Source organism: Pseudomonas sp. S30, assembly GCF_016518545.1.
GTDB lineage: Bacteria > Pseudomonadota > Gammaproteobacteria > Pseudomonadales > Pseudomonadaceae > Aquipseudomonas.
Genome location: NZ_JACVTO010000041.1, coordinates 1 through 12,430, shown reverse-complemented (window position 1 = coordinate 12,430; position 12,430 = coordinate 1). Strand labels below are relative to the sequence as shown.

The window sequence follows — 12,430 nt, the reverse complement described above, 5'->3', positions numbered from 1 at the left end:
CTCGGCTACGAACCGAGCGGTCGGAGGTTCGAATCCTCCTGAGTCCGCCACACCTTGAAGAGCCCGCTTATAGAGCGGGCTTTTTCATGTCTGTCATTTGCAATCGCGTCATCCTCGATGTGATGTTTCAGGTGCTGACGCCGTCGCACTGTAGGCTTCGCGTGTTGTCACAGCTTTAGTGCGCAAACGATTGTCGCAGCCAAAAAATTAGGCGATCAGCGTGCTCGAGCAGTGTATGATTGCGCCCGTCAGCTCCGCCGGGGCTTGTGGAATACCACCATGGACTTACCCAGTAGTTACTTCTTACCGCATTTTTTCAAGCCAGATCTGACCGATTGATTCCCCCGGCGTGTCCACTGCTGGGAGTGGAGTTCGCCTATGACCGAAGTCGAAGTAAAGAAAGTTCAGGAAAGCCTGCAGGATCGCCTCGCTCAGGTGATCGAGCTGCTGCAGCGCCAGCGGTTGGTCGAAGACCTGACCCATCGCCAGGAAGGTCAGCACAACGACCTGGTGGAAAGTCTCGTCCACCGCCAGAATCTGGTCGAGCTGCAACGCAAGCTCGATGACCTGCACCCTGCCGACATCGCCTACATCCTCGAAGCGCTACCCCTGGAAGACCGTCTGACGGTCTGGCAACTGGTGCGCTCGGATCGCGATGGCGACATCCTGCTCGAAGTGTCCGACGCCGTTCGCCAGACCTTGATCGCCGACATGGACGACCACGAGTTGCTGGCGGCCGCCAAGGAAATGGACGCCGACGAGCTCGCCGACCTGGCGCCCGAGCTGCCGCGAGATGTCGTCCACGAGTTGATGGAAAGCTTGGATGCGCAGCAGCGGGAGCGTGTGCGTTCGGCGCTGAGCTACGACGAGGAGCAGGTCGGTGCGCTGATGGACTTCGAGATGGTCACCATCCGCGAAGACGTCAGCCTGGAAGTGGTGCTGCGCTACCTGCGTCGGCTCAAGGAGCTGCCCAGCCACACCGACAAACTCTTCGTGGTCGACCATGGTGGCATCCTCAAGGGTGTGTTGCCGATTAAGCGTCTGCTGGTCAACGACCCGGACAAGAAGGTGGCGGAGGTCATGGCGACCGACCCGGTCAGCTTCACGCCCGAGGAAGATGCCTACGACGCCGCTCAGGCCTTCGAACGCTACGACTTGATCTCCACCCCTGTGGTGGACAAGAACGGACGCCTCATCGGCCGTCTGACCATCGACGAAATGGTCGACCTGATCCGTGAGGAGAGTGAAAGCGAAGTGCTCAACATGGCCGGCTTGCGCGAAGAGGAAGACATCTTCGCCTCGGTCTGGCGCTCGCTGCGCAACCGTTGGGCGTGGCTGGCGATCAACCTGATCACGGCGTTCGTCGCCTCGCGGGTGATCGGCCTGTTCGAGGGTTCGATCGAGAAGCTGGTGGCGCTGGCCGCACTGATGCCGATCGTCGCCGGTATCGGCGGTAACTCGGGCAACCAGACCATCACCATGATCGTGCGTGCCATGGCGCTGGATCAGGTCTCTCCGGGCAACACTCGGCGCCTGATGCGCAAGGAACTGGCCGTATCGCTGCTCAACGGACTCATCTGGGGCGGGGTGATCGGCGTCGTGGCCTTCATGCTCTACGGCAGCTGGTCGCTGGGTGTGGTGATGACGGCGGCCATGACCCTGAATCTGTTGCTGGCGGCCTTGATGGGCGTATTGATCCCCATGACCCTGGCGCGCCTGGGGCGCGACCCGGCAATGGGGTCCAGCGTGATGATCACCGCCGTGACCGACAGCGGTGGCTTCTTCATCTTCCTCGGTCTTGCCACGCTCTTCCTGCTGTAACGGCAGGGCCGGCAGAACGAAAAAAGCCAGCTTGCGCTGGCTTTTTCATGGGCGTTGCAAACCTCAGGAGGCGTCGGCAGCCATTTCCACATCGTGGGCGATGAGCGCGACCAGCGCGTTCTGCTGGCGATGGGTGAGCTGACGGAAGCGTTGCAGCAGCTCGCGCTCGTGAAGCGACAGCTCCGGGCTGTCCATGCGCATGCTCAGCTCGTCGCCCAGTGCGCCTTCCTGGATGAGGCTCTGCTCGAGGCGGGCGATGATCTCGGAGTTCATGCTGCGGTGGTGGTTGCGTGCGACTTCGGCAATGCGCTCACGCATTCCGTCGGGCAGGCGGACGACGAACTTGTCAGCGGTGCGGCTGGAATAGATAGCCTGTTTCATTGGGCGCATATTAATTGACCGGTTAGTTCGGGTTCAGGGAAGCGGTTGTAAGATTGGCCGCACGGTTGTGGCTACGACCGTGGCAAAGACAAAATGTTCAACCGTTGCGTGATTCAGGGTGCTCATCTTGCCTCAAGGTCGCCGTTTCTTTGGCGTCAATCCTGTGACAAATAGTGATGTGGGTAAAGGCTTTTTGCCAGTACCAATTGTCAGAAATGAGTACTGGTTTGAAAAGTCTTTACAACGCGGCGCTCGATGAAATCGTCGGATTCACGTTCGGCTACCGTCGAACCAGGCGCTTGGGCAGCCCCATCCACGTCGGCAGCGGGGCCCCATGGTCCGTCAGTTGTCGCTTGCGAGCGGGCGTCACAGCCTGACGATGACGTTTGGACCGCCGTCCTGAAAATAATTCCCTGAGCGATGCCATTAATATGCAACTGGTCTGAGGGCTCCGCCGGAGAGTGGGCTTTCGCTGTGCCAGTGGCTGGCTCGCGCCAACGCATGACAAACTCGTACAGGATGGGTACCATGCAGCGCGCCTGCACAGCATTCAGACGTCGTCGGCTTCTCCAAACCACTGAATTTGCGTAGAATGCGGGCCGTGATGTCCCCTTAGTTCAACGGATAGAACAAGCCCCTCCTAAGGGTTAGATGCTGGTTCGATTCCAGCAGGGGACACATTTTCACGTTTTGCATCCTTCCTGCTCAGAGGCTTCACGATGACCGTCATTGCAACGGCCATCGCGACCGCAACCTTCAGACGGCCTGCGTCTCTTTCTTCTCTTCTCGCTGCTTGCCGTTTTCGCCAGCCTCGCTCACCTTGCCGGCATTCCCGGCCGCGCGTTCGGCCTGTTGCTCCAGCTTGGCCTGGGTCTTGAGCTCGACGTCCTCTTTCATGCGCTGGGCGATCTGGTCGTCGATCTTCTGTTTCTTCTCAGGTGGCAGGGCGTTGTAGTCCTCATCCGTCATGCCTAGTTCCTGCAGGATCTTCTCTTTGATCTTCTCTGCCGGCGACTTGGACATGAAGTCGTGGAACGCCTCCTGGGCATCGTTGGACGTCTGTTTCGCAGCGCTCGCCTGTTCGCGTGCGGCGATGTCCGGGTTCTGCAGCGCAACCTTGAGCTTGGCGAAAGCTTCCTGGCGGGCGTCTTCGGCGTCCTGCTGCGCGGTACTGCCCTGATCGTTCTGCTGGGCGCTGGCGTTGGGAGTAGCGATCACCTGGCGCTGCGGCATGAAATCGGCTTGTCCGGTATCAGGGTTGGCCCGGCCTGGCTGCTGCACCGCAGTCTGCAAGCCAAGCCCGTTGAGGCTGATCATCATGAGTTTCCCTCGTTGGATGGTTGATCGCTCAGGACTAATGGCAAGACCTATGGCAAAATCTGTGCCAGAGCGCTCGAGCCTGGATCGACAAGGGTTGTGGCCGCAGCAGGTCGATGGCCGGGGCAATGCATTGCCAGCAGGGGGAAGCCGTTTGCCGGTATCGGCAAACGGGCGCGAAGCCAGGCCTGTGCCGTGGCCAGGTGATACAAGCCCCACAGCACCTTGGGCGCTGCGGGTCGACACGGCCTGAGCCGCTTCACGGGCAATCAGAGATGCAAGGCATGCCCCAGTGCGCGCAGCGCCGCTTCCTGGACCGCTTCACCCAGGGTCGGGTGGGCGTGGATGGTGCCTGCGATATCTTCCAGGCGCGCGGCCATCTCCAGCGATTGGGCGAAGGCCGTGGACAGCTCGGAAACTGCCACCCCGACCGCCTGCCAGCCAAGGATGAGGTGGTTGTCGCGCCGGGCCACCACCCGGACGAAGCCCGTGTTCGATTCCAGGCTCATGGCCCGCCCGTTGGCCGCGAAGGGAAACTGCGCCACGATGCAGTCCAGGCCTTCGGCACTGGCCTGTTCCGGCGTCATGCCGGCGACCACCACTTCCGGGTCGGTGAAGCAGACAGCGGCGATTGCGGCAGGCGTGAAGCGGCGGCGGTGGCCCGCGATCAGCTCGGCGACCATCTCGCCCTGGGCCATGGCCCGGTGCGCGAGCATCGGTTCTCCTGCCACATCGCCAATGGCCCAGACATTGCGCATGCTGGTCTGGCAGCGCAGATCGATGGCAATCGCCCCGCCTTTCATTTCCAGGCCGAGGCTCTCCAGGCCGAAGCCCTGCGTGCGTGGTCGGCGGCCAACGGCAACCAGCACCTGGTCAGCCTCCAGGCGCAGTGGCTCGCCAGCACGGTCGCGCGCCTGGAGGTTGCCATCTTCATAGCCTTCGACGCTGTACCCCAGGTGCACGGCGATCCCCAGCTTCTTCAGCGACTCGGCCACAGGGGCGGTGAGTTCGGCGTCATAGGTCGGCAGGATGCGCTCGCGCGCTTCCACCACGCTCACCCGGGCGCCGAGCTTGCGGTAGGCGATGCCCAGCTCCAGGCCGATATAGCCACCGCCCACCACCACCAGATGCTGCGGCAGGCTTTTCGGGGCCAGGGCCTCGGTGGAGGAAATCACTGGCCCGCCCAGGGGCAGCATCGGCAGCTCGACGCTGCTCGAGCCGGTCGCCAGCAGCAGGTGCTCGCACCGGATGCGTTGGCCGTCGACCTCGACGTGCTTGCCGTCGAGGATCTTCGCCCAACCGTGAATCACCTTCACGCCGTGCTTTCTCAGCAGGGCGGCGACACCGCTGGTGAGTCGATCGACGATGCCGTCCTTCCATGCGACGCTGCGGGTGATGTCCAGGTGCGGCGCCGAAACGCTGATGCCCAGTGCCGAGTCGCCCGCGTACCGGCAGGTCTGGTGGAACTGCTCGGCCACATGGATCAGCGCCTTGGACGGAATGCAGCCGATGTTCAGGCAGGTGCCGCCCAGTGCCTGGCCTTCGACCAGCACGGTCGGGATGCCCAGTTGCCCAGCACGGATCGCGGCCACGTAGCCGCCGGGGCCACCGCCGATGATCAGCAAGGTGGTATCGAGGATCTGTTGCATGCTCACTCCACGAACAGGCAGGCGGGTTGTTCCAGCAGGCCGCGCACGGCCTGGATGAACAGGGCGGCGTCCATACCATCGACCACTCGGTGGTCGAACGAGCTGGACAGGTTCATCATCTTGCGGACCACGATCTGGCCGTCGAGCACCACGGGCCGCTCGACCATGCGGTTGACGCCGACGATCGCCACTTCCGGGGTGTTGACCACCGGCGTGCTGACGATACCGCCCAAGGCGCCGAGGCTGGTCAGGGTGATGGTCGAGCCCGAAAGCTCCTCACGGCTGGCCTTGTTGTTGCGCGCGGCCTGGGCGACACGGGCGATCTCGCTGGCGTTGCTCCACAGGCTGCCGGCCTCGGCGTGGCGCAGCACTGGCACCATCAGGCCGTTGTCGCCTTGGGTGGCGATGCCCACGTGCACGGCGCCGTGACGGGTGATCACCTGGGCTTCGTCATCGTAGGTGGCGTTGATCTGCGGGAAGTCACGAAGCGCCACGACCATTGCGCGGACCAGGAACGGCAGGAGAGTGAGCTTGCCGCGGCTTTGGCCATGCGTGGCGTTAAGGTGCTGGCGCAGCGCCTCGAGTGCGGTGACGTCGATTTCCTCGACGTAGCTGAAGTGCGCGACCCGGCGCTTGGCGTCCTGCATGCGCTGGGCGATCTTGCGGCGCAGGCCGATCACCGGCACCTGCTCGCTGTCGGTGCGCTTGGCGTAACCGCCAGGCGCCTGGCCGACGGTGCTCTGCGGCTTGCTGATGAAGGCGTCGAGATCCTCGTGCAGAATGCGCCCGGCAGGGCCGCTGCCGTGGACGTAGCGCAGTTCGACACCGGCATCCAGGGCGCGCTTGCGCACTGCCGGCGAGGCCAGCGGCTTGTCCTGTACCTCACGCGGCACGTTCGGCTCGGCCACCCGTACCGCTGCAGGTTGCGCAGGCTTTTCCGACTGCGGTACGGGTTCTGCCTGAGCCTGTAGGGGCTGCGCACCGGCCTGTGACCCTACGGGGCTGGCCTGGGAGGGTTCGACATGATTACCGTGGCCTTCGACTTCGATACGGATCAGCTCGCTGCCCACCGCCATGACTTCACCGGGCTGGCCCCCCAGGGCGAGCACCTTGCCGCTGACGGGGGAGGGGATCTCCACCGTGGCCTTGTCGGTCATGACATCGGCCACCACCTGGTCTTCGCCGACCGTATCGCCCACCTTGACGAACCACTCCACCAGCTCGACCTGGGCTATCCCTTCGCCGATGTCCGGCATCTTGATGACGTGCGTGCCCATTCAGACCTCCATGACCTTTTTCAATGCCGCGCCAACCCGCACGGGGCCGGGGAAGTAGGCCCATTCCTGCGCGTGGGGGTAGGGCGTGTCCCAACCGGTGACACGCTCGATCGGCGCTTCCAGGTGGTGGAAGCAATGCTCCTGGACCAGCGCCACCAATTCGGCGCCGAAGCCGCAGGTGCGCGTGGCTTCGTGGACGATCACGCAGCGGCCGGTCTTCTTCACCGAGGCCACCAGGGTGTCCAGGTCCAGCGGCCAGAGGCTGCGCAGGTCGATGACTTCGGCATCGACGCCGCTCTCCTCGGCGGCCACCTGGGCCACGTACACGGTGGTGCCATAGGTGATGACTGTGACGTCGTCACCGGGACGCACGATGGCGGCTTTGTCCAGCGGCACCTGGTAGTAGCCATCCGGCACGGCGCTTTGCGGGTGCTTGGCCCAGGGCGTCACCGGCCGGTCGTGGTGGCCGTCGAAGGGGCCGTTGTACAGGCGCTTGGGTTCCAGGAAGATCACCGGGTCGTCGCACTCGATCGAAGCGATCAGCAGGCCCTTGGCATCATAGGGGTTGGACGGCATCACCGTGCGCAGGCCACAGACCTGGGTGAACATCGCCTCGGGGCTCTGGCTGTGGGTCTGGCCGCCATAGATCCCGCCCCCACAGGGCATGCGCAGGGTCAGGGGGGAGATGAATTCGCCGGCCGAGCGGTAGCGCAGGCGCGCCATTTCCGAAACGATCTGGTCGGAGGCGGGATAGAAGTAGTCGGCGAACTGGATTTCCACCACCGGCCGCAAGCCGTAGGCGCCCATGCCTACCGCGGTGCCGACGATGCCGCTTTCCGAGATCGGTGCATCGAACACGCGCGAGGTGCCGTATTTGCGTTGCAGCCCCTCGGTGCAGCGGAACACACCGCCGAAGTAACCGACGTCCTGCCCGTAGATGACCACGTCTTCGTCGCGTTCGAGCATGATGTCCATGGCCGAGCGCAGGGCCTGGATCATGGTCAGGGTACTGGTGGTCATGGCGCTTTCCAGGTCGATGCCAGTATTGTGATCGTTCATCTCAAACCCCCAGTTCCTGGCGCTGACGGCGCAGGTGATCGGGCATGTCCTTGTACACGTCCTCGAACATCGAGGCCGCGCTGGGAATGTGGCCATTGGCGAGCGTGCCGAACTGCTCGGCCTCCTTCTGCGCCTTCACCACCTCGGCTTCCAGTTCGGCGGTCACGGCTTCGTGCTCCTGCTCGGACCAGTGCCCGGTCTTGACCAGGTGCTGCTTGAGCCTGGCGATCGGGTCGCCCAGCGGGAAGTGGCTCCAGTCGTCGGCGGGGCGGTACTTGGACGGATCGTCCGAGGTGGAATGAGGGCCGGCGCGGTAGGTCACCCATTCGATGAGCGTCGGGCCCAGGCCGCGGCGGGCGCGTTCGGCCGCCCAGCGCGAGGCGGCGTAGACGGCGATGAAGTCATTGCCGTCGACCCGCAGCGAAGCGATCCCGCAGCCCACGCCACGGCCGGCGAAGGTGGTCGACTCGCCCCCGGCGATGGCCTGGAAGGTGGAGATGGCCCACTGGTTGTTGACCACGTTGAGGATCACCGGGGCACGGTAGACGTGGGCGAAGGTGAGGGCGGTGTGGAAATCGGATTCGGCGGTGGCGCCGTCGCCGATCCAGGCCGAGGCGATCTTGCTGTCGCCCTTGATCGCCGAGGCCATGGCCCAGCCCACGGCCTGCACGAACTGGGTGGCCAGGTTGCCGCTGATGGTGAAGAAGCCGGCGTCGCGCACCGAATACATGATCGGCAACTGGCGGCCCTTGAGCGGATCGCGTTCGTTGGACAGCAGTTGGCAGATCATGTCCACCAACGACACGTCGCGGGCCATGAGGATGCTCTGCTGGCGGTAGGTGGGAAAGCACATGTCGCTGCGATTCAAGGCCAGGGCCTGACCGCTGCCGATGGCTTCCTCGCCCAGGCTCTGCATGTAGAAGGACATCTTCTTCTGACGCTGGGCCACGACCATGCGGCCGTCGAACAGACGGGTCTTGAGCATGCTGCGCAGGCCTTGGCGCAGCACCTGCGGGTCGATGTCGGCGGCCCAGGGGCCGAGGGCGTCGCCCTGCTCGTCGAGCACGCGGATCAGGCTGCCGGACAGGTCGGCCGTCTCGGCGGGTTCGACATCGATGGGCGGTTTGCGCACCTGGCCGGCATCGTTCAGGCGCAGGTAGGAAAAGTCGGTCTGGCAGCCTGGCCGGCCTGTAGGCTCGGGGACGTGCAGACGCAGGGGGGCGTACTGGTTCATGCTGTCTACGCTCGCTCGGGTATTGTTTTTGTGAGCTTTGAAGCGGTCGCTGCGCAGTGCCGGCTCGTGACTGGCAGGTCAGCGCTGATTACATCTTAGAGCCTGGCGCAGAGAATATTTCTCTGAAGTTGATTGCCTTTGCCGTGACGCGCAGATAAAGATTCCGCACAACCACAAGAATCAGGTGAATTTGTCTCATGCGAAAACTCGATCGCACGGATATCGGCATTCTCAACAGCCTCCAAGAGAATGCCCGGATCACCAATGCCGAACTGGCGCGCTCCGTGAACCTGTCTCCGACGCCCTGCTTCAACCGGGTCAAGGCCATGGAAGAGCAGGGCGTCATTCGCCAGCAAGTGACCCTGCTGTCGCCCGAGGTGCTTGGCCTGGACGTCAACGTGTTCATCCACGTGAGCCTTGAGAAACAGGTGGAGCAGTCGTTGCACCGTTTCGAGGAAGAGATCGCCGAGCGCCCCGAGGTGATGGAGTGCTACCTGATGACGGGCGACCCGGATTACCTGCTACGCGTGCTGTTGCCCAGCATCCAGGCGCTGGAGCGCTTTCTCGACTACCTCACCCGGCTACCCGGCGTGGCGAATATCCGCTCCAGCTTCGCCCTCAAGCAGGTGCGCTACAAGACGGCCCTGCCATTGCCGAGCAATGGCCTGACCCTGCGTGAATGAGCGCAGGTGCCGACCCGCCCGGGTGCTTGATCTTCCCGATAGCCTGGGCCTATGTTGTACGGTCGCCGCTTGCGGCCAGCCAGAACGACAAGGATTTGCGTGATGACGACCGAAGGCCCGCGCTCGATGGCCGAGCGCCTGACCGGTATCGACGAAATCGAATGCGTCACCCCTGACCTGAACGGTGTACCGCGCGGCAAGGTCATGACCGGCGAGGGCTTTTGCCAGGGCCGGCGCCTGCAGATGGCGCGTGGGGTGCTGCTGCAATGCATCATGGGCGGTTATCCGCCTGCGCAGTTCTATGGCAGTGATGACGGTGACCTGGCGCTGTTGGCCGATCCCGCCCAGACCCACGTGCTGCCCTGGAGCGACAGTCCGCGCGCGCTGGCGATCTGCGATGCGCTCGAGCTCGACGGTTCGCCATCGCCGCTGTCCACTCGCGGCCAGCTCAAGGCGGTGATCGCGCGCTATGCGGACATCGGCCTGAAACCCGTGGTGGCGACCGAGCTGGAATTCTTCGTGTTCGCCGCCAACCCCGACCCCGGCCAGCCGTTCATGCCCCCGCTGGGTCTGGACGGGCGTCGCGAGCTGGGTCATTCGGCCTTCAGCGTCAGTTCCAACAACGGCCTGCGTTCGTTCTTCAGTGAGGTGTATCGCTGCATGCACGCCCTGGGCCTGCCGCGCGATACCTTCATGCACGAGATGGGCGTCAGCCAGTTCGAGATCAACCTGCTGCACGGCGATCCACTGCTGCTGGCCGACCAGACGTTCCTGTTCAAGCACCTGCTTAAAGAAGTGGGCCTAAAGCATGGGCTGAGCGTGGTGTGCATGGCCAAGCCTCTGGCGCGTACGCCGGGCAGCTCGATGCACATTCACCAGAGCCTGGTGGAACTGGACAGTGGCCGCAACGTGTTCAGCGACGACCGGGGCGAGGCTTCGGCGCGTTTTCATCATTTCATCGGCGGCCTGCAGGCCTGCATGGGCGACTTCACGGCGCTGCTGGCCCTCAACGTGAACGCCTACCAGCGCTTCTGCCACCCCTATGCATCACCGAACAACGCCTGCTGGTCACACGACAACCGCGCCGCAGGGTTGCGCATTCCGCCCAGTGCGCCGGTGGCGCGCCGTGTGGAGAACCGCCTGCCGGGTGCCGACTGCAACCCTTACCTGGCTTTGGCTGCGAGCCTGGCGGCCGGCCTGCATGGGGTGCAGCACCAGTTGCAACCCAGCGCAGCGGTGCAGGGTGAACTCGTCGTTCCCGAGCATCTGCGCCTGCCTTGCACCCTGCATGCCGGGATCGAGCGCTTGCACCGCAGCACCTTGGCGCGGGAACTGTTCGGCGAGGCGTTCATCGAAGGTTACGTCGCCACCAAGCGTCTGGAACTGGCGGATTTCCTCGACGAGATCACGCCCTGGGAGCGACGCGTGCTGGCCGCACAGGCCTGATCGCGACACGGTATGCGCCAGGCGCGCCGCCGCCGGTTTTTTTCGAACCCCGGCGGTTCGCCCAGCGTGTACACACCTTATGCTAGCCAGCATCCTCACACCTGCCCAAGGAGCCCGCGGGGTCGCATGCGCCAGATCTGGAAGTCCTTTCGTTCGTTGTATTTCGCCGCGCTGATGATGCTGATCGGTTCAGGCCTGCTCAGTACCTACCTGGCCCTGCGCCTGGCGGCCGATCAGGTCGACAGCCTGTGGGTGGGTGCGCTGATGGCGGCCAACTACTTCGGTCTGGCCCTGGGCGGCAAGGTCGGTCACCGGCTGATCGCCCGGGTGGGGCATATCCGCGCCTACGCCACCTGCGCCGGTATCGTTGGGGCGGCGGTGCTCGGGCACGGCATGACCAACTATGTGCCGGCCTGGATCGGCCTGCGGGTCATCGTCGGCCTGGGCATGATGTGCCAGTACATGGTTCTGGAAAGCTGGCTCAACGAGCAGGCCGACGCCAAGCAGCGCGGCGCGGTGTTCAGCGGCTACATGATCGCTTCCTACCTCGGGCTGGTACTGGGTCAGCTGATCCTGGTGGTGCATCCGGCATTGGGGCCTGAGCTGCTGATGCTGGTCGCCATGTGCTTCGCTCTGTGCCTGGTGCCGGTAGCCATGACCCGGCGCATCCACCCGGCGCCCTTGCGCCCGGCGCCCATGGAGCCCAAGTTCTTCATCAGGCGGGTACCGCAGTCGTTGAGCACGGTGCTGGGGGCCGGGCTGATCGTCGGTGCCTTCTATGGCCTGGCACCGCTGTACGCGGCGCGCCAGGGCCTGAGCACCGAGCAGGTCGGTCTGTTCATGGGCTGCTGCATTTTCGCCGGCCTGGTGGTGCAGTGGCCGTTGGGCTGGCTGTCGGACCGCTATGACCGCGCTTTGCTGATCCGCAGCATCTCGGTTGGCCTGGCGGTGGCCGCGCTGCCGTTGGCCATCTTGCCCAGCGTGCCGCTGGAGCTGCTGTTCGCCATGGGCTTCATCGTGTCTTTGCTGCAGTTCTGCCTGTATCCGCTGGCCGTGGCTTTTTCCAACGACCATGTGGAAAGCGAGCGTCGGGTGTCGTTGACCGCGATGCTGCTGGTGACCTACGGCGTAGGCGCGAGCATCGGGCCCTTGGTGGCCGGGGTGCTGATGAAGGTGCTGGGCGCGCAGATGCTCTACGCCTTCTTCGTCTTCTTCGCACTGGTATTGGTGTGGCGGATCCGGCCCAAGGCGGTCACCGGCCTGCACCAGGTGCAGGATGCACCGCTGGGCCACGTCGCCATGCCGGCCGCTGGCTCGCCGCTATCGGCCGCACTCGATCCACGGGTGGACGAGCAGACGGTGCAGGACGTGATGCAAGCGCCGGTAGCCGCCGAGGACACGGAAAACGCCGAAGGCGAGCAGCCGGCCACCCCGGAGGTCTCGCAAGCGCCGCTGGACAAGTCGGGCTGAGCGCGGCAAGCGATTGAAGGGAAGGCGAGGGCGAGTCACGGGGGGGCGGGGGGGCCGGCGGCCCGGACGTGTATGGGGTTTTGTGAACGGCGG

The 12,430-nt window shown here is 64.2% G+C and carries 10 protein-coding genes and 1 tRNA gene; 5 read left to right on the top strand and 6 right to left on the bottom strand.

Going from position 1 to position 12,430, the window contains the following annotated elements; all coding sequences use genetic code 11:
* Positions 1-378: 378 nt before the first annotated feature.
* The gene (mgtE, locus tag IAE34_RS24120) at positions 379-1,821 is read left to right on the top strand and encodes a magnesium transporter (protein WP_200141470.1); all 1,443 of its coding nucleotides are present in this window, start codon (positions 379-381) and stop codon (positions 1,819-1,821) included.
* A 63-nt stretch (positions 1,822-1,884) separates the two neighbouring features.
* On the opposite strand, the gene IAE34_RS24115 is transcribed toward mgtE, so the two are convergent.
* Complete coding sequence (locus tag IAE34_RS24115; RefSeq protein WP_200141469.1) at positions 1,885-2,211, bottom strand: Arc family DNA-binding protein; 327 nt, start codon at positions 2,209-2,211, stop codon at positions 1,885-1,887.
* Positions 2,212-2,808: 597 nt separating this feature from the next.
* On the opposite strand from IAE34_RS24115, the gene IAE34_RS24110 reads away from it, so the two are divergent.
* Positions 2,809-2,880: transfer RNA gene (locus IAE34_RS24110), tRNA-Arg, on the top strand.
* 78 nt (positions 2,881-2,958) lie between these two features.
* Here IAE34_RS24110 and IAE34_RS24105 read toward each other — a convergent pair.
* The 5 genes from IAE34_RS24105 to IAE34_RS24085 all read right to left on the bottom strand — a co-directional run bounded on the left by IAE34_RS24105 (position 2,959) and on the right by IAE34_RS24085 (position 8,738).
* On the bottom strand, positions 2,959-3,522 hold the full coding sequence (locus IAE34_RS24105; RefSeq protein ID WP_200141468.1) for a hypothetical protein: 564 nt from the start codon (positions 3,520-3,522) through the stop codon (positions 2,959-2,961).
* A gap of 266 nt (positions 3,523-3,788) precedes the next feature.
* Positions 3,789-5,168 (bottom strand): dihydrolipoyl dehydrogenase, encoded by a 1,380-nt coding sequence (gene lpdA / locus IAE34_RS24100; protein WP_200141467.1) that lies wholly within the window; start codon positions 5,166-5,168, stop codon positions 3,789-3,791.
* A 2-nt stretch (positions 5,169-5,170) separates the two neighbouring features.
* Complete coding sequence (locus IAE34_RS24095; protein ID WP_200141466.1) at positions 5,171-6,445, bottom strand: dihydrolipoamide acetyltransferase family protein; 1,275 nt, start codon at positions 6,443-6,445, stop codon at positions 5,171-5,173.
* Positions 6,446-7,504 carry an alpha-ketoacid dehydrogenase subunit beta gene (locus tag IAE34_RS24090; RefSeq protein ID WP_200141465.1) on the bottom strand — a complete coding sequence of 353 codons (1,059 nt, stop codon included), beginning with the start codon at positions 7,502-7,504 and terminating at the stop codon, positions 6,446-6,448.
* A gap of 1 nt (position 7,505) precedes the next feature.
* The gene (locus tag IAE34_RS24085; RefSeq protein ID WP_200141464.1) at positions 7,506-8,738 is read right to left on the bottom strand and encodes a 3-methyl-2-oxobutanoate dehydrogenase (2-methylpropanoyl-transferring) subunit alpha; all 1,233 of its coding nucleotides are present in this window, start codon (positions 8,736-8,738) and stop codon (positions 7,506-7,508) included.
* Between the two features lie 197 nt (positions 8,739-8,935).
* On the opposite strand from IAE34_RS24085, the gene bkdR reads away from it, so the two are divergent.
* From bkdR to IAE34_RS24070, 3 genes are all read left to right on the top strand, one after another.
* Positions 8,936-9,421 (top strand): Bkd operon transcriptional regulator BkdR, encoded by a 486-nt coding sequence (gene bkdR, locus IAE34_RS24080; RefSeq protein WP_200141463.1) that lies wholly within the window; start codon positions 8,936-8,938, stop codon positions 9,419-9,421.
* Between the two features lie 204 nt (positions 9,422-9,625).
* The gene (locus tag IAE34_RS24075; protein WP_200141471.1) at positions 9,626-10,867 is read left to right on the top strand and encodes a glutamine synthetase family protein; all 1,242 of its coding nucleotides are present in this window, start codon (positions 9,626-9,628) and stop codon (positions 10,865-10,867) included.
* Positions 10,868-10,993: 126 nt separating this feature from the next.
* Positions 10,994-12,337 (top strand): MFS transporter, encoded by a 1,344-nt coding sequence (locus IAE34_RS24070; RefSeq protein WP_200141462.1) that lies wholly within the window; start codon positions 10,994-10,996, stop codon positions 12,335-12,337.
* Positions 12,338-12,430 lie beyond the last annotated feature (93 nt).